Source organism: Pseudomonas sp. Leaf15 (assembly GCF_001421425.1).
Lineage (GTDB): Bacteria > Pseudomonadota > Gammaproteobacteria > Pseudomonadales > Pseudomonadaceae > Aquipseudomonas > Aquipseudomonas salomonii.
In genome coordinates this window covers 300592-317599 of record NZ_LMKI01000032.1, presented here as the reverse complement: position 1 = coordinate 317599, position 17008 = coordinate 300592, and the positions used below count along the sequence as shown (strand labels likewise).

General features: G+C 61.5%; 14 protein-coding genes. 5 read left to right on the top strand and 9 right to left on the bottom strand.

Features of this window, described 5'->3' with window-relative positions:
• The first annotated feature begins 251 nt into the window (after nucleotides 1-251).
• From gltB to hemE, 3 genes are all read left to right on the top strand, one after another.
• A complete protein-coding gene (gene gltB / locus ASE80_RS20840) occupies nucleotides 252-4697 on the top strand; it encodes a glutamate synthase large subunit (RefSeq protein ID WP_056860611.1) in 4446 nt (1481 codons plus the stop codon).
• Nucleotides 4698-4729: 32 nt separating this feature from the next.
• Nucleotides 4730-6148 carry an FAD-dependent oxidoreductase gene (locus ASE80_RS20835; RefSeq protein WP_003187920.1) on the top strand — a complete coding sequence of 473 codons (1419 nt, stop codon included), beginning with the start codon at nucleotides 4730-4732 and terminating at the stop codon, nucleotides 6146-6148.
• Between the two features lie 228 nt (nucleotides 6149-6376).
• Entirely contained in the window at nucleotides 6377-7444 is a 1068-nt protein-coding gene (hemE, locus tag ASE80_RS20830) for a uroporphyrinogen decarboxylase (RefSeq protein WP_034117349.1), read from the top strand.
• 102 nt (nucleotides 7445-7546) lie between these two features.
• Here the strand turns inward: hemE and ASE80_RS20825 are convergent, their stop codons facing one another.
• Nucleotides 7547-8773 carry an MFS transporter gene (locus ASE80_RS20825; RefSeq protein ID WP_371920499.1) on the bottom strand — a complete coding sequence of 409 codons (1227 nt, stop codon included), beginning with the start codon at nucleotides 8771-8773 and terminating at the stop codon, nucleotides 7547-7549.
• Between the two features lie 172 nt (nucleotides 8774-8945).
• On the opposite strand from ASE80_RS20825, the gene ASE80_RS20820 reads away from it, so the two are divergent.
• The gene (locus ASE80_RS20820) at nucleotides 8946-9839 is read left to right on the top strand and encodes a LysR family transcriptional regulator (protein ID WP_056860609.1); all 894 of its coding nucleotides are present in this window, start codon (nucleotides 8946-8948) and stop codon (nucleotides 9837-9839) included.
• A gap of 87 nt (nucleotides 9840-9926) precedes the next feature.
• Nucleotides 9927-10322, top strand: coding sequence for a type II toxin-antitoxin system PemK/MazF family toxin (locus ASE80_RS20815; protein ID WP_056860608.1), 396 nt, complete (start codon nucleotides 9927-9929; stop codon nucleotides 10320-10322).
• A 204-nt stretch (nucleotides 10323-10526) separates the two neighbouring features.
• Here ASE80_RS20815 and ASE80_RS20810 read toward each other — a convergent pair whose 3' ends face one another.
• Genes ASE80_RS20810 through ASE80_RS20775 form a run of 8 tightly spaced genes read right to left on the bottom strand, consistent with a single transcriptional unit; the run spans nucleotide 10527 to nucleotide 17003 of the window.
• The gene (locus tag ASE80_RS20810; RefSeq protein WP_056860607.1) at nucleotides 10527-10946 is read right to left on the bottom strand and encodes a hypothetical protein; all 420 of its coding nucleotides are present in this window, start codon (nucleotides 10944-10946) and stop codon (nucleotides 10527-10529) included.
• A gap of 27 nt (nucleotides 10947-10973) precedes the next feature.
• Complete coding sequence (locus tag ASE80_RS20805) at nucleotides 10974-12200, bottom strand: beta-ketoacyl-ACP synthase (RefSeq protein WP_017138557.1); 1227 nt, start codon at nucleotides 12198-12200, stop codon at nucleotides 10974-10976.
• Entirely contained in the window at nucleotides 12200-12928 is a 729-nt protein-coding gene (gene fabG, locus ASE80_RS20800; protein WP_056860606.1) for a 3-oxoacyl-ACP reductase FabG, read from the bottom strand. The genes ASE80_RS20805 and fabG overlap by 1 nt, the downstream gene beginning before the upstream one ends.
• Entirely contained in the window at nucleotides 12925-13386 is a 462-nt protein-coding gene (locus ASE80_RS20795; protein ID WP_056860605.1) for an ApeP family dehydratase, read from the bottom strand. The genes fabG and ASE80_RS20795 overlap by 4 nt, the downstream gene beginning before the upstream one ends.
• Nucleotides 13383-14549 (bottom strand): beta-ketoacyl-[acyl-carrier-protein] synthase family protein, encoded by a 1167-nt coding sequence (locus tag ASE80_RS20790; RefSeq protein ID WP_056860604.1) that lies wholly within the window; start codon nucleotides 14547-14549, stop codon nucleotides 13383-13385. The genes ASE80_RS20795 and ASE80_RS20790 overlap by 4 nt, the downstream gene beginning before the upstream one ends.
• Entirely contained in the window at nucleotides 14546-15028 is a 483-nt protein-coding gene (locus tag ASE80_RS20785) for a hypothetical protein (RefSeq protein ID WP_056860603.1), read from the bottom strand. The genes ASE80_RS20790 and ASE80_RS20785 overlap by 4 nt, the downstream gene beginning before the upstream one ends.
• Entirely contained in the window at nucleotides 15025-15759 is a 735-nt protein-coding gene (locus ASE80_RS20780) for a class I SAM-dependent methyltransferase (RefSeq protein WP_056860602.1), read from the bottom strand. Before ASE80_RS20780 ends, ASE80_RS20785 begins: the two co-directional genes overlap by 4 nt.
• Entirely contained in the window at nucleotides 15756-17003 is a 1248-nt protein-coding gene (locus ASE80_RS20775) for an NAD(P)/FAD-dependent oxidoreductase (RefSeq protein WP_082463661.1), read from the bottom strand. Before ASE80_RS20775 ends, ASE80_RS20780 begins: the two co-directional genes overlap by 4 nt.
• Nucleotides 17004-17008: the final 5 nt, after the last annotated feature.

Genomic DNA, 17008 nt, shown 5'->3' with positions numbered 1-17008 from the left:
CGTAGCTTTTGAGTCGTAGCAGTCAGAATTAAAAAAGTTTTGACTAGCACAGCATATCGCTTTAAACCTTTCATAAATGCGACATAGATTTGCGACATTTCGTCGCTAAATTTGTGAGCGTTAGTGTCGGTGTGTACAATGACCTCCCTTTTGCCCCCGCTAAGCCGGCGTACGTTCGGCGTGGAAGGTAACCGGTTGAATTGAAAAGAAATTTGCCTCGGTATAAGAGGCAGCCTGGTGAGAAAGTGTCTATGAAAGCAGGTCTGTACCAACCCGATGAATTCAAGGATAACTGCGGTTTTGGCCTGATAGCCCACATGCAGGGCGAGCCCAGTCATACCCTTTTGCAAACGGCCATCGAGGCCCTGACCTGCATGACCCACCGCGGTGGGATCAACGCCGACGGCAAGACCGGTGACGGTTGCGGCTTGCTGATTCAAAAGCCTGACCAGTTCCTGCGCGCTGTCGCAAAAGAGCAATTTGCGGTCGACCTGCCCAAGCAGTACGCCGTGGGCATGGTGTTTTTCAACCAGGACCCGGTAAAAGCCGAAGCCGCTCGCGAGAACATGAACCGCGAGATCCTGGCCGCCGGCCTGCAACTGGTTGGCTGGCGCAAAGTGCCGATCGACACCAGCGTGCTCGGCCGCCTGGCCCTGGAGCGCCTGCCGCAGATCGAACAAGTGTTCATCGCAGGCGATGGCCTCAGCGATCAGGACATGGCGATCAAACTGTTCACGTCGCGTCGTCGTTCGTCGGTGTCCAACGCCGCCGACACCGACCACTACATCTGCAGCTTTTCGCACAAGACCATCATTTATAAAGGCCTGATGATGCCGGCGGATCTGACCGCCTTCTATCCGGACCTGAGCGACGAGCGCCTGCAAACCGCAATCTGCGTGTTCCACCAGCGTTTCTCCACCAACACCCTGCCGAAATGGCCGCTGGCTCAGCCATTCCGCTTCCTCGCCCACAACGGCGAGATCAACACCATCACCGGCAACCGCAACTGGGCCGTGGCCCGTCGCACCAAGTTCGCCAACGATTTGATGGACCTCGAAGAGCTCGGCCCGCTGGTTAACCGCGTGGGTTCCGACTCCTCCAGCATGGACAACATGCTTGAACTGATGGTCACGGGCGGCATCGACCTGTTCCGTGGCGTGCGCATGATCATTCCGCCAGCGTGGCAGAACGTCGAGACCATGGACCCGGACCTGCGTGCATTCTACGAGTACAACTCGATGCACATGGAACCGTGGGACGGCCCGGCCGGCGTGGTGATGACCGACGGCCGCTACGCGGTGTGCCTGCTCGACCGTAACGGCCTGCGCCCGGCGCGTTGGGTCACCACCACCAACGGTTTTATCACTCTGGCGTCGGAAATCGGCGTGTGGGACTACAAGCCTGAAGACGTGATCGCCAAAGGCCGTGTAGGCCCAGGCCAGATCCTGGCCGTGGACACTGAAACCGGGCAGATCCTCGACACCGACGCCATCGACAACCGCTTGAAGTCGCGTCACCCGTACAAGCAATGGCTGCGCAAGAACGCCCTGCGCATCCAGGCGACCATGGAAGACAACGACCACGGTTCGGCTTTCTACGACGTCGACCAGCTCAAGCAGTACATGAAGATGTACCAGGTCACGTTCGAAGAGCGCGACCAAGTGCTGCGTCCGCTTGGCGAGCAAGGCTATGAGGCGGTCGGCTCCATGGGCGATGACACGCCAATGGCCGTGCTGTCCCAGCGCGTGCGCACGCCGTACGACTATTTCCGTCAGCAGTTTGCGCAGGTCACCAACCCGCCGATCGACCCGCTGCGCGAAGCCATCGTGATGTCCTTGGAAGTGTGCCTCGGTGCCGAGCGCAACATCTTCCAGGAATCGCCTGAGCACGCCTCCCGTGTGATCCTCAGCTCGCCGGTCGTTTCTCCGGCTAAATGGCGCTCGCTGATGACCCTGGATCGCCCAGGCTTCGACCGCCAGATCATCGACCTGAACTACGACGAGAGCCTCGGCCTTGAAGCCGCTGTGCGCAACGTCGCCGATCAGGCTGAAGAAGCTGTGCGCGCCGGTCGTACCCAGATCGTGCTGACTGACCGCCATATCGCGCCGGGCAAGCTGCCGATCCACGCCTCCTTGGCCACCGGCGCGGTGCACCACCGCCTGACCGAAAAAGGCCTGCGTTGCGACTCCAACATCCTCGTGGAAACGGCTACTGCCCGCGACCCGCATCACTTCGCAGTGTTGATCGGTTTCGGCGCCTCGGCGGTTTACCCGTTCCTGGCCTACGAAGTGCTGGGTGATTTGATCCGTACCGGTGAAGTGCTGGGCGACCTCTATGAGGTGTTCAAGAACTACCGTAAGGGCATCACCAAGGGCTTGCTGAAGATCCTGTCGAAGATGGGCATCTCCACCGTCACGTCTTACCGTGGCGCACAGCTGTTCGAAGCCATCGGCCTGTCCGAAGAGGTTTGCGAGCTGAGCTTCCGTGGTGTGCCAAGCCGTATCAAGGGCGCGCGTTTCGTCGACATCGAAGCCGAACAGAAAGCCCTGGCAGCCGAAGCCTGGAGCGCGCGCAAGCCGATCCAGCAAGGCGGCCTGCTGAAGTTCGTGCACGGTGGCGAATACCACGCCTACAACCCGGACGTGGTCAGCACCCTGCAAGCCGCTGTGCAGCAGGGCAACTACGCCAAGTTCAAGGAATACACCGCGCTGGTGGATAACCGCCCGGTGTCGATGATCCGCGATTTGTTCAAGGTGAAGACCCTGGACACGCCGCTGGCCATCAGCGAAATCGAGCCACTGGAATCGATCCTCAAGCGCTTCGACTCCGCCGGTATTTCCCTCGGCGCCTTGTCGCCTGAGGCTCACGAAGCCCTGGCCGAAGCCATGAACCGCCTGGGCGCGCGTTCCAACTCCGGCGAAGGCGGCGAAGACCCGGCGCGCTACGGCACCATCAAGAGCTCGAAAATCAAGCAAGTTGCCACTGGCCGTTTCGGTGTAACCCCGGAATACCTGGTCAACGCCGAAGTGCTGCAGATCAAGGTTGCCCAGGGCGCCAAGCCCGGCGAAGGCGGCCAGCTGCCTGGTGGCAAGGTCAACGGTCTGATCGCCAAGCTGCGTTACGCAGTGCCGGGCGTCACCCTGATTTCGCCGCCTCCGCACCACGACATCTATTCGATTGAAGACTTGTCGCAGCTGATTTTCGACTTGAAACAAGTCAACCCGCAGGCGCTGGTTTCGGTGAAACTGGTAGCAGAAGCCGGCGTCGGCACTATCGCCGCCGGTGTGGCCAAGGCCTATGCCGATCTCATCACCATCTCCGGCTACGACGGCGGCACCGGCGCTTCGCCGCTGACGTCCATCAAGTACGCCGGCGCACCCTGGGAACTCGGCCTGGCCGAAACCCACCAGACCCTGCGCGGCAACGACCTGCGCGGCAAGGTACGGGTACAGACCGACGGCGGCCTGAAAACCGGCCTCGACGTGATCAAGGCCGCGATCCTCGGCGCCGAAAGCTTCGGCTTCGGCACCGCGCCAATGATCGCCCTGGGCTGCAAATACCTGCGCATCTGCCACTTGAACAACTGCGCCACCGGCGTTGCGACTCAGAACGAGAAGCTGCGCAAGGATCACTACATCGGTACCGTCGACATGGTGGTGAATTTCTTCACCTACGTCGCCGAAGAAACCCGTGAGTGGCTGGCCAAGCTGGGCGTGCGTTCGCTGGAAGAGCTGATCGGCCGAACCGACCTGCTCGACATCCTCGAAGGCCAGACCGCCAAGCAACAGCACCTGGACCTGACGCCGCTGTTGGGCAGCGATCACATCCCGGCAGACAAGCCCCAATTCTGCCAGGTGGACCGCAACCCGCCGTTCGACAAAGGCCTGTTGGCAGAGAAGATGGTCGAGCTGGCCAGTTCCTCGATCAATGACGCCAGCGGTGGCGACTTTGCCCTGGATATCTGCAACTGCGACCGTTCGATCGGCGCACGCATCTCCGGCGAAATCGCGCGCAAGCACGGCAACCAAGGCATGGCGAAAGCGCCGATCACCTTCCGCTTCAACGGCACAGCCGGCCAGAGCTTTGGCGTGTGGAACGCCGGCGGCCTGCACATGTACCTCGAAGGCGACGCCAACGACTACGTGGGCAAGGGCATGACGGGCGGCAAGCTGGTGATCGTTCCGCCTAAAGGCAGCATCTACAAGACCCAGGACAGTGCCATCATCGGCAACACCTGCTTGTACGGTGCCACCGGTGGCAAGCTGTTTGCCGCAGGGACCGCCGGTGAGCGTTTCGCCGTGCGTAACTCCGGTGCCCACACCGTGGTGGAAGGCACTGGCGATCACTGCTGCGAGTACATGACCGGTGGCTTTGTCGCGGTACTGGGCAAGACCGGTTACAACTTCGGTTCGGGCATGACCGGCGGTTTCGCCTACGTGCTCGACCAGGACAACACCTTCGTCGACAAGGTCAACCACGAGTTGGTCGAGATCCAGCGGATCAGCGGCGAAGCCATGGAATCCTACCGGAACCACTTGCAGCACGTGCTGGACGAGTACGTCGAGGAGACCGGCAGCGAATGGGGCCGTAACCTCGCCGAAAACCTCGATGATTACCTGCGTCGTTTCTGGCTGGTCAAGCCCAAGGCTGCCAACCTGAAATCGTTGCTTTCCAGCATCCGTGCCAACCCGCAGTGATATGCGCCTGAAGAGTTTGATGAGGTTTTAACATGGCTGAACGTCTGAATAATGACTTCCAGTTCATCGATGTCGGGCGCAAAGATCCGAAGAAGAAACTGTTGCGTCAACGCAAGAAAGAGTTCGTGGAAATCTACGAGCCCTTCAAACCCCAGCACTCGGCCGACCAGGCCCACCGCTGCCTGGGTTGCGGTAACCCGTATTGCGAATGGAAGTGCCCGGTGCACAACTTCATTCCCAACTGGCTCAAGCTGGTGGCCGAGGGCAACATCCTCGCCGCCGCCGAGCTGTCGCACCAGACCAACACCCTGCCGGAAGTGTGCGGTCGGGTGTGCCCGCAGGACCGTCTGTGCGAGGGTGCCTGCACCCTTAACGACGGTTTTGGCGCGGTGACCATCGGTTCGGTGGAGAAGTACATCACCGACACCGCGTTCGCCATGGGCTGGCGCCCGGACATGTCCAAGGTCAAGCCGACCGGCAAGCGCGTTGCGATCATCGGCGCAGGCCCGGCGGGCCTGGGCTGTGCCGACGTGCTGGTGCGTGGCGGCGTGACCCCGGTGGTGTTCGACAAGAACCCGGAAATCGGCGGCCTGCTGACCTTCGGCATCCCCGAGTTCAAGCTGGAAAAAACCGTGCTGAGCCACCGTCGTGAAGTCTTCACCGGCATGGGTATCGAGTTCCGTCTCAATACCGAAATCGGCAAAGACATCACCATGGAGCAACTGCTCGCCGAATACGACGCCGTGTTCATGGGCATGGGCACCTACACCTACATGAAGGGCGGCTTTGCCGGTGAGGACCTGCCCGGCGTGTATGACGCGCTCGACTTCCTGATCGCCAACGTCAACCGCAACCTGGGCTTTGAAAAGTCGCCGGAAGATTTCGTCGACATGAAAGGCAAGAAGGTCGTGGTACTGGGCGGTGGTGACACCGCGATGGACTGCAACCGCACCTCGATCCGCCAGGGCGCCAAGTCGGTGACCTGTGCTTATCGCCGTGACGAAGCCAACATGCCCGGCTCGCGTAAAGAGGTGAAGAACGCCAAGGAAGAAGGCGTGAAATTCCTCTACAACCGCCAGCCGATCGCCATCGTCGGCGAAGACCGTGTCGAAGGCGTGAAGGTGGTCGAGACTCGTCTTGGCGAGCCGGACGCCCGTGGCCGTCGCAGCCCCGAGCCGATCCCGGGTTCCGAAGAGATCATCCCGGCTGACGCCGTGGTTATCGCCTTCGGTTTCCGCCCAAGCCCGGCGCCGTGGTTCGAGCAGTTCGAAATCCAGACCGACAGCCAGGGCCGCGTGGTAGCCCCGGAACAAGGCCAGTACAAGCACCAGACCAGCAACCCGAAAATCTTCGCTGGTGGCGATATGGTGCGCGGCTCTGACCTGGTGGTAACCGCGATCTTCGAAGGCCGCAACGCCGCCGAAGGCATCCTGGATTACCTGCAGGTCTGACCTGATGATCGTTCCCACGCTCCGCGTGGGAATGCAGCCAGGGACGCTCCGCGTCCCGAACGGCATGACGCGGAGCGTCACAGGAGGCGTTACCACGCGGAGCGTGGGAACGATCTTGCGACGGCATTACCGCGACAAATTGACCCGATAGACAAAAGGCACGGCTCACTCCGTGCCTTTTGCGTCGCGCTCTGAGAAAATGCCCGCACTTTTTTTGCGGATGCCGACATGACTGCCCTCAAGAACGACCGTTTCCTTCGTGCCCTGCTCAAGCAACCCGTAGACGTCACGCCCGTGTGGATGATGCGTCAGGCCGGTCGCTACCTGCCGGAATACCGCGCCAGTCGCGCCAATGCCGGTGACTTCATGAGCCTGTGCATGAACCCGGAGTTCGCCTGCGAAGTCACGATGCAGCCGCTGGACCGCTACCCACAACTGGATGCGGCCATCCTCTTCTCCGACATCCTCACCATCCCTGATGCCATGGGCCAAGGCCTGTATTTTGAAACCGGTGAAGGCCCGCGTTTCAAAAAAGTCGTCAGCACCCTGGCTGATATCGAAGCCCTGCCGATCCCGGACCCGCACAAAGACCTCGGTTACGTGATGGACGCTGTGAGCACCATCCGCCGCGAGCTTAACGGCCGCGTGCCGTTGATCGGCTTCTCCGGCAGCCCGTGGACCCTGGCTACCTACATGGTCGAAGGCGGCTCGTCGAAAGACTTCCGCAAAACCAAGGCCATGCTCTACGACAACCCGCAAGCCATGCACCTGTTGCTGGACAAACTGGCGCAGTCGGTTACCAGCTACCTCAACGGCCAAATCATGGCTGGCGCGCAAGCGGTGCAAATCTTCGACACCTGGGGCGGCAACCTGTCGTCGGCGGCGTACCAGGAGTTCTCCCTGGCCTACATGCGCAAAATCGTCAGCGGCCTGATCCGCGAACACGAAGGTCGCAAAGTGCCGGTGATCATGTTCACCAAAGGCGGCGGCCTGTGGCTGGAAAGCATCGCTGATGCGGGCGCCGATGCACTGGGCCTGGACTGGACCTGCGACCTCGGCGAAGCCCGCCGTCGCGTCGGCAACCAGGTCGCGCTGCAAGGCAACATGGACCCGACCGTGCTCTACGCCAAACCGGAAGCGATCCGCACCGAAGTCGGCCGCATCCTGGCCAGCTATGGCAAGGGCAGCGGGCACGTGTTCAACCTCGGCCATGGCATCACCCCGGAAGTGAACCCGGAGCATGCGGGTGCGTTCCTGCGTGCGGTGCATGAGCTCTCGGCGCAATACCACGAATAAAACGCCAACCAAATGTGGGAGCTGGCTTGCCTGCGATGGCGGTGGTGAATTCACTATTGCTATCGCAGGCAAGCCAGCTCCCACATTAAAAGCAGGACTGCGTCAGGCTTTCACGTGCCCCAACGGCGGCAACTTCGCCAGCTTCAGCGCCACCAGCAGCGCTCCCATCAGCAACGCCACGATAAACCCGCCAATCCCGTTCCACCCGGCAAAGTGCCAGAAGAACCCGCCCGCCGTCCCCGCGACACTCGACCCTACGTAGTAGCAGAACAGGTACAGCGACGACGCCTGCCCTTTGGCCTTCACCGCCCGCCGCCCAATCCAGCTGCTGGCCACCGAATGCGCGCCGAAGAAGCCGAAGGTGAAGATCAGCATGCCCGGCACCACCAGCCACAGCGGCGTGAACAAGGTCAGCACCATGCCCGCAAGCATCAGCACAATCGTGCCCCACAGCACGCGACGGCGGCCGAGACGGTCGGCCAGGGAGCCGATTTTCGCCGAGCTGTAGATGCCCGACAGGTACACCAGCGACAGCAGGCCGACCACCGCCTGGCTCAGCTCATAAGGCGAGGCCAGCAGGCGATAGCCTATGTAGTTGAACATCGTTACGAACGCGCCCATCAACAGGAAGGCTTCGAGGAACAACCACGGCAGGCCTGCGTCCTTGAAGTGCATGACAAAACCCTCCACCAGGTTGCGCGGCTTGAGGCTGCTGGCGCGGAAGTTGCGCGATTCGGGGAGGATTTTCCAGAACACCGTGGCCGCGATCAGCGCCAGCGCGCCGATGATCAGCATTGCGGTGTGCCAGCTGACAAAGTCGATTAATACGCCGATGATCAGGCGCCCGCTCATGCCGCCAATCGCGTTGCCGCCGATGTACAGGCCCATGGCCAAGCCAATGTGCTGAGGGTGGATCTCTTCACTCAGGTACGTCATCGCCACGGCGGCCAAGCCGCTTAACGACAGGCCAACCAGTGCACGCATCAGCAGAATACCTTCCCAGGTCGGCATCAAGCCGCTGGCGATGGTGGCCAGCGCGGCACAGAACAACGCAGCGACCATCACCGGTTTACGCCCCAGCCTGTCGGAAATCGGCCCAGTGATCAGCAGCCCCAGCGCCAGCATCGCCGTAGCAACAGAAAGGATCAGGCTGCTTTGTGCCGCATTGATGGAAAACTCGTGGGACAGCGCCGGCATCATCGGCTGCACGCAGTACAGCAGGGCAAAGGTGGCAAACCCGCCGGAGAACAGCGCCAGTACCGTGCGCATGAACATCGGCGTGCCTTTTTCGATGTACTCGTCATTGAGCTGAGCGACCACTTCATCCAAAGCGGTGGGTGGGACTTCTTGAGCGAATGGCGCGACAGCAGATTTCACGGGGACCTCGGGGAGGAAAAGCCTGCCAGGACTGGCAATACGAAAAAGAATATAGCTGCCTAATGATTCTTTCCAATATATTGTTCGACCTGTTTAAGAGCTTTTACGACCTAATGAGGTTTGCATGGAATTGCGTCACTTGCGGTACTTCATTGCCGTCGCCGAAGAGCTGCATTTTGGCCGAGCCGCACAGGTGCTGGGCATCTCGCAGCCGCCGTTGAGCCAGCAGATTCAAGCGCTGGAACAGGAAGTGGGCGCACGTTTGTTTGAGCGCACCAACCGTCGGGTGGAGTTAAGCGAAGCGGGCCGATTATTCCTGCACGAGGCGCGTTTGGTGTTGGCGCAAGTGGATAAAGCCGCTGATGTGGCGCGCCGCGCGCAACTGGGGGAGTTAGGCGAACTGAAGATCGGCTTCACCTCGTCGGCGCCGTTTAACTCCAGCATTCCACAGGCGATCTTTGCGTTTCGTAAAGCCTTCCCGGCGGTGCACCTGAATTTGCAGGAAATGAGCAGCACCGAGGTGGCCGAGTCGCTGGTGGATGAGTCGATTCAGGTAGGCCTGATGCGCCCGCTCCCGTTGCCGGATTCTCTGAGCGTGATCGAGTTGATGCGCGAGCCGTTGGTTGCGGTATTGAACGCTGGCCATCCGTTGGTGGAAGGCAGCGAGCGCGGCCTGCACCTGGCGCAACTGGCCGAGGAGCCATTTGTATTTTTCCCGCGCACCTACGGCAGCGGCCTCTACGCTCAGCTGCTCAACCTGGCCCGCGATGCCGGCTTCAGCCCGCACTTCGCCCAGGAAGCCGGGGAGGCGATGACCATCATCGGCCTGGTGGCAGCGGGGTTGGGGGTATCGGTGCTACCGGCGTCTTACCAGCGCATCCGCATTGATGGCGTGGTCTATCGCACCTTGATCGATCAGGAGGCCGTGACGGCGGTGTGGCTGGTGCAGCGCAAGGGCGCGCAAACGCCGATGGCCAAGGCCTTTGTGGAGTTGCTGACGCGCCAGGCAGTGGCGTAGGCAGCGTCACATATCAGGTAACGCAACCGGCTTAGTTATTCGCGAGAAAGTTGCGCAGAATCGCTCTTTTCAAAGCGAGTGAAATGGATGGCACTTCTTTACCAGCCCAAGGAGGGCAGCGTGTTGATTTGTGATTTCCGAGGCTATGAGGTTCCGGAAATCATTAAGATTCGACCCGTCATTGTGATACGCAAGCACCGCACCAATAAATTGCTGGTTACCGTAGTGCCCCTGAGCACGACCGCACCTCAAACCCTGCTGGAGCATCACCTGCAGCTCGACAGCCATCTTCAAGGTGCACATCCCGTCTGCTGGGCGAAGTGCGACATAGTGGCGACCGTAAGCCCGGGACGACTGGATCGAATCAAAAGCAAGGACCGTCATGGCAAACGAACTTACAAAATCGCGGAGCTCACCAGTGACCAGTTTTTAGCGATAAAAGCGGCGGTGCGCAGTGCGCTGGGGTTGCGATGGAGAGAATGAAGAATAGGCGGCGCTTTGCCACCGATTGCAGGTGACCTGTTTTCAGGCATACTGGCCAGGTTCCCGAAAGGGGCTTGTGAGACTCTGAGGATCCTGGGTAACCAGCCATCGCAGAGCCGGACAGGAAGTGGCGATGACAAGCCGACCTGTTTGTGAAGAGGGCGCCGAAAGGCGCCCTTTGTCGTTTCTGCAGAACGCAAAGCCTCAGTTCTGCTTCAACGCCTCCACGCCATTCATGCCCGCACTCTGCAAGCCCGCCATGATGTCGCGATCCAGCATGCTCACCCAGCGGTTGTAGTTGCGATGGATCTTGCCGTCCTTGTAGCCCAGGTCGCGGCTGTCGCGGTAGGTGATGGCGTAGCTGGTGCGGGTGTAGCGGATATCGATTTCGGCGTGGAATTGGTTGCGCACGGTGATTTCGGCCTGCACCAGTTGCGGGCTCAGGCGTTGCACTGTCCACTCGCGTTTTTGCAGGGCCGCGACGATCACCTGTTTGATTTTCTCTTCGCTGAGCTGGGCCGTTGCGGGCAAATCGTGCTGGGTGTTGAGCACGGGTTTGCTGGTGCAACCGGCGGTGGTCAGCAGGGCCAGAGTGATCAGGGTGGCGCGTAGCAAGGAAGACATTCCGTTTTCTCCAATCAATTAAAAAAATCAGGACCAGCGGCGAAAGATCAGCGAAGTGTTGACGCCGCCAAAGGCAAAGTTGTTGTTCATCACATAGTCGTTGTGCATCTCGCGAAACCCACCTTGCAGGTAGTCCAGTTCGCCGCATTGCGGGTCGACGGCATCCAGGTTGAAGGTGTGCACATACTGGTCGCGGTTCATCATTTCGATGCTGAACCACGACTCCAGCGCGCCGCACGCGCCCAAGGTGTGGCCCAGAAAGCTCTTCTGCGAACTGATCGGCATGCGGCTGCCGAACAGGCTGCTGGTGGCCAGCGTCTCGGCGATGTCGCCCTGGTCGGTGGCGGTGCCGTGGCCGTTGACGTAGCCGATGGCGGATGGCTCAAGCCCGGCATCCTCCAGCGCCAGCTCCATGGCCCGGCGCATGGTTTTCTGCTCCGGGCGCGTGGTGTGCTGCCCGTCGGCGTTGCTGCCGAAACCCACCAGTTCGGCGTGGATATGCGCACCGCGCGCCAGGGCGTGCTCCAGTTCTTCGAGCACCAGCATGCCGCCGCCTTCGCCGATCACCAGGCCGTCGCGGCCGCTGTCGTAAGGGCGTGGGCTGGTCTGTGGCGCGTCGTTTTTCAGGCTGGTGGCGTAGAGAGCGTCGAACACCATGGCTTCGGTGGGGCACAGCTCCTCGGCGCCGCCGGCAAGCATCAACGGCAAGCGGCCGAACTTGATCGCCTCGTAGGCGTAACCAATGCCCTGGCTGCCGCTGGTGCAGGCGCTGGAGGTGGGGATCAGCCGCCCGGTGAGGCCAAAGAAGATGCTGATATTTGCCGCCGTGGTGTGCGGCATCATGCGCACATAGGAGTTGGCATTCAGCCCCTCGGCCACCGAGTTCAGCAGCATATTGCCGAACGCCTTGATCTCATCGGTGCTGCCGGTGGATGAGCCACAGGCCACGCCCATGCGCCCATCCTTGATCGATTCATCGCCGAGCAACCCGGCATCCTGCAACGCCTGTTCCGCCGCCCACACCGCCAGGCGAGAGACGCGGCCCATGCTGCGCAGTTGCTTGCGCGTCCAGTGCGCAGGCACGACGAAATCGTCGATCGGCCCGGCCAGGCGCGTGTTCAATTCGGTAAAGCGGTCCCACTCATCCATGCGCCGGATGCCGCTGCGGTTGGCGCGAAAGTTGGCGGCGATGGTATCCCAATCGCTGCCCAGGGAGGTCATGCCGGCCATGCCGGTGACGACGACGCGCTTCATCAGCACAGGCCCCCATTCACGGCCAGCACTTGGCGCGTGATATAGCCGGCCTCGGCCGACATCAAGAAATTCACTGCCCCGGCGACTTCTTCCGGGGTGCCCATGCGTTGCGCCGGGATCATCTTCATCAGTTCTTCGACCGGCACGTTTTCATCCAGCATCGCCGTGTCGATCAAGCCTGGGGCGACGCAATTGACGGTGATCTTGCGCTTGCCCAGCTCAATCGCCAGCGCCTTGGCCGCGCCGATCAAACCGGCTTTGGAGGCGCTGTAGTTGACCTGGCCTCGGTTGCCGATCAAACCGGAAACCGAGGTGATGCACACAATGCGCCCGGCCGCGCGACGACGAATCATCGGCATCATCACCGGGTGCAGCACGTTGTAGAAACCATCCAGGTTGGTGCGCATCACTACATCCCAATCGTCTTCCGAGAGGGCCGGGAACGCACCGTCGCGGGTCAGGCCGGCGTTGAGCACCACGCCGTAATAGGCGCCATATTGCTCCACGTCGGCCTCAAGGATCTCCTTGCAGCTGGCGCGATCCGCCACATCAAATTGCAGCACCCGAGCCTTGCGGCCCAATGCCTCGACCTCGACTTTTACCGCGTCCGCTTCAGCGCGGCCACTGCGGCAATGCAGCACGATGTCATGCCCGGCCTGGGCCAGGCGCAGGGCGATGGCGCGGCCGATGCCACGGCTGGAGCCGGTGACCAGTACGGATTCAGTCATGGCGTTGCGTCCTTCGGTTCTTCTAAATAATTGGCCGCCTGGGGCGGTCGAAATACGTTCAAGCGTGCGCTGGCCTGGATACCGTCGCCGGTCAGGTGGCATTCGAACACACCCATGCCGTTGTCGTCTTCCAGCGAGCGCAGGCCGTGGATGCGCAGCTCGGCACCGGCCGGGAAATGCTCCACGTTGCATTCAAATTTGCGCGTGCCGAGCAGGAAACCCAGTTCCACGGCCTCGCCGTTCTGGCGCGCGCGGCAGCCGGCATAGGCCGCGACGCTCTGCGCCATCAGCTCTATGCCGACCCAGGCCGGCAGGCTGCCGTCCGGCCGGTTGAACAGGCCGCCGGGCTTGACGGTGGCGCGGGTGTGAACCTGCTCTTCATCGAACGACAGCACCTGGTCGATCAGGATCATGTCGCCCGCATGGGGCAGCAGTTCGGCGAGTGGCCAATCGATCATGGGGCCTCCGCGATTATCAGGCTGACGTTATTGCCGCCGAAGGCAAACGAGTTGCTCATCAGGCAGCGTTTTTTCAAGGTGTCGCCGGTCTGTGACCACTGCAGCGCGGGCAGCGCCGGATCGGCTTGGCCGTCCCACACATGCGGCGGTACACGGTCATGCACCAGGCTCAACCAACAGAACGCCGCTTCCAGCGCGCCTGCGGCACCGAGGGTGTGGCCGCTCATGGGCTTGGTCGACGAACAGGCTACGCCTTGAGGAAACAGGCTGGCGACGGCCAGGCTTTCCATGGCGTCGTTGTGTTGGGTGGCAGTGCCGTGCAGGTTCAGGTAACCGATGTGTTCCGGTCCAAGTTTGGCACTGGCCAAGGCCTTGCGCATCGACTGCAACGCACCTTTGCCGCTGGGCTCTGGCGCGGAGATATGGTGCGCATCGCAACTGGCGCCACTGCCGAGCAAGGCAATCGGCGCAGGTGTTTTGGTCATCAGAAACAGCACTGCCGCTTCGCCGATATTGATGCCGTTGCGGTTCACCGAAAACGGATTGCAACGCTCGCTGGAGACCGCTTCCAGCGCGGTAAAGCCGTTCAGCGTCAGCTTGCACAGGCTGTCGACGCCACCGCAGATCACCGCATCACACACACCCAGGTCGAGCAGGCGCTGGGCACTCATCAACGCACGGGCGCTGGAAGTGCAGGCAGTAGAAATCACATAGGCCGGGCCGCTGACCTGCAACCAGTCGGCGAGAAAATTCGCCGGTGCGCTGAGTTCCTGTTGCTGGTAGTCATAGTCACCCGGGAACTGCTGCCCACGCAGGTAATGCGCGATGCCGCGACTGGCTTCATCGATGCCCGAGGTGCTGGTGCCCAGCACAATGCCGACCCGCGAAGCGCCGTAGGTGTGGATCGCCTGGCGCAGCTCGCTTTCAATCTGCACGGCCGCTTCCAGCAGCAATTGGTTATTGCGGCTGCTCTGCGGGCGTAGGTCAGCCGGGATTGCCACCAGCTCGCTGCGCACGCCGCCCACCGGCAGCACGCGCTCTGGCACCCAACCGCTTTCGGCGCGCATGCCGGAACAATCGCCGGCAAACAGGCTGCGGCTGACTTCCGCCTGGCCGCGGCCCAGGGCGCAGATCACGCCCAGGGCATTCAGGTAGGCCGTCATCGCGCCGCTCCCAGTGGGGTGATGCGGTAGCTCAACGGCTGGCCCGCCATGTTCACGCTGAACACCTCGGAGGACTGATAGACGATCTGCCAATGCCCCGGCAGCGTGCGCGTCAGGTCCATCGCCTGGGCACGCGGGTACAGCGTGGGCACGTCATCGGCCGAGGTCAGCGCAAACAACAGCGCCGCAAACAGCTCACGGGCCTGGGGGTTGGGCGGCAGCAAGCCGTCGGCCTGCCACTGGCCATTGATCAGTTTTTGCCGGGCCTGGGGAATGCCCAGCGGGTCCATCATCGACCAGCGAATGGCTGTGCCTTCGCGCTGGATCACCAGCAGCCAATCCTGGGTTTGGCCGTCGGCGCGGCGCTGCACGTGCAATTGCATGGGCAAGGCCAGGGCCGGGGTTTTTTCGGGCAGCGGCGGCTGGCTGACGCAGGCGCTCAGCAGCAACAGGCAACCCATCAACAGCATACGAATCATGTTTCGGCGCTCGCTAAAGGTTTACGCGCCACGCAGTTGACCAGGGTTTCTTCGCGTTGGCCAACCGGCGGCGGGTTGCGCAGGCCCCAGCGCTCCAGCAGGCCGAAATCGCTGGAGCGGCTCCACCACAAATACGGGTACGAAACGTTCTGCGGGCCGAACTCAAAACCCTGCTCGCGCAGCATCTCCAGGTATTCTTCAGCGCTCTTCTGCACATGCATCGGGTGGCGGAACAGCCAGCGAATCACCCAGGTGTCGATATAGGCTTCGGTGGATTCGGCAAACAGCAGATAGCCGCCTGGCTTGAGCACGCGGTAAAACTCTTTCAAGGCGCGATGCTGTTCCACCAGATGGTGAAAGGTCTGGTGGCAGAACAGGATGTCGACGCTTGCGTCCGGCACCTGGAGCGTGGCGCAGTCGCTGCCGATCAGCTCGATGGCCAAGCCTTGGCGCTTGGCTTCTGCCTGGCTCAGCTCCAGGCTGTGCGGGTCGGCATCCAGGCCGATCAGACGTTCTGGTGCGAACACCTGCTGCAAATACTGGAACGACTTGCCCTGGCCGCAACCGGCATCCAGCAACACCGGCGCCACGGGCAGCGGGTCGGTGAACATGCCCCGCAGGTCGTTGATCGCCACGCGCAACACGTGGTGCTGCCAGGTGTGGCTGCGCAGGAACCAGAAGCCGAACCTGGTTTCTTCGACGTAGTTTTTACTCAGGTATTGGCTACTCATACCGGCTCCCCCGCGCAAATTTCCGACAGCATCCGCAGCCGCCGCTTGGGCTCGCTGACAAACGGGTTGCGCTCATCCCAGGCGTAACCGGCGAGGATCGAACTGATCATCCGGCGAATCTCCGGTGAGCTGCCTGGGTGAAAAATCACGTCCTGGAAGGTGCCGGCATACCAGCCTTCGACATAGCAACGGAAGGTGTCGACCCCGCGTTTGAGCGGCTCGGCGAACTCGGTTTGCCAGTCGACGGTTTCGCCCTTGAGTTGGCGGCTGAGCACACCTGCGGCCATGCTCGCCGAACGCATGGCGATGGTCACGCCGGAAGAGAACACCGGGTCGAGAAACTCCGCCGCATTGCCCAGCAGCGCAAAGCCTGGGCCGTGCAGGGTTTTGACGTTGGCCGAATAGCCGCCGAGGGTGCGTGCGGGCGTATCCCACACGGCGTTTTGCAGCACGCCGGCAAGGCTTGGCGTCTCAGCGATGAAACCGCGCAGGCAGGCGTCGAGGTCGCTGTCGCGTCCGTCGAAATGCTCCTTGGCTGCAACCACGCCCACCGAGCAGCGGCCATTGCTGAACGGGATGGTCCAGAACCAGATATCGCGCTGGGTCGGGTGAGTGGTGACAAGGATTTTGCTGCGATCAAAACCTGGGTGGGTGATGTGATCTTCAACGTGGGTAAACACCGCCTGGCGCACCGGGAAATTCGACGGCGCTTCCAGGTCCAGCAGGCGCGACAGCACGCGGCCGTAGCCGCTGGCATCGAGCACGAATTTGGCCTTGAGGTGATACGCGCTGCCGTTCTCGCGGCGCACATGCAGGTAGCGGCTTTCACCGGCGAAATCCACGCCGACGATGCTTTCGCCGTAGCGAATCTCCACGCCCTGCAAGGCCGCCTGATCGGCCAGCAACTTGTCGAACTCGCCGCGCTGCACCTGGAAGGTGGTCGGCTTGCCGTTGCTGAAGGTGTCACTGAAATCAAACGCACTGTAGCGCTCGCCCCAGGCGAACGCCGCACCGGTTTTTACCTGGAAACCCGCTGCCTGTACGGCGTCGAGCATGCCGGCCTCTTCGATAAAGTCGATGCAGTGCGACAGCAGGCTTTCGCCAATCGAGAAGCGCGGGAAATGCTCGCGCTCGATAATCAATACATCATGCCCGTTGCGCTTTAACAGCGCGGCGGCGATGGCGCCGGATGGCCCGGCACCGATCACCACCACCTGGCGACGTTCCATTTCAACTGTGGGCACGAGGG

Coding starts and splice junctions, on each gene's coding strand:
- ASE80_RS20805 (WP_017138557.1), bottom strand. CDS start 12,200: ATGAAGCGCGTCGTCGTCACCGGCATGGCCGGCATGACCTCCCTGGGC.
- ASE80_RS20820 (WP_056860609.1), top strand. CDS start 8,946: ATGGAATTGCGTCACTTGCGGTACTTCATTGCCGTCGCCGAAGAGCTG.
- ASE80_RS20815 (WP_056860608.1), top strand. CDS start 9,927: ATGGCACTTCTTTACCAGCCCAAGGAGGGCAGCGTGTTGATTTGTGAT.
- ASE80_RS20835 (WP_003187920.1), top strand. CDS start 4,730: ATGGCTGAACGTCTGAATAATGACTTCCAGTTCATCGATGTCGGGCGC.
- gltB (WP_056860611.1), top strand. CDS start 252: ATGAAAGCAGGTCTGTACCAACCCGATGAATTCAAGGATAACTGCGGT.
- ASE80_RS20785 (WP_056860603.1), bottom strand. CDS start 15,028: ATGATTCGTATGCTGTTGATGGGTTGCCTGTTGCTGCTGAGCGCCTGC.
- fabG (WP_056860606.1), bottom strand. CDS start 12,928: ATGACTGAATCCGTACTGGTCACCGGCTCCAGCCGTGGCATCGGCCGC.
- hemE (WP_034117349.1), top strand. CDS start 6,377: ATGACTGCCCTCAAGAACGACCGTTTCCTTCGTGCCCTGCTCAAGCAA.
- ASE80_RS20780 (WP_056860602.1), bottom strand. CDS start 15,759: ATGAGTAGCCAATACCTGAGTAAAAACTACGTCGAAGAAACCAGGTTC.
- ASE80_RS20810 (WP_056860607.1), bottom strand. CDS start 10,946: ATGTCTTCCTTGCTACGCGCCACCCTGATCACTCTGGCCCTGCTGACC.
- ASE80_RS20795 (WP_056860605.1), bottom strand. CDS start 13,386: ATGATCGATTGGCCACTCGCCGAACTGCTGCCCCATGCGGGCGACATG.
- ASE80_RS20790 (WP_056860604.1), bottom strand. CDS start 14,549: ATGACGGCCTACCTGAATGCCCTGGGCGTGATCTGCGCCCTGGGCCGC.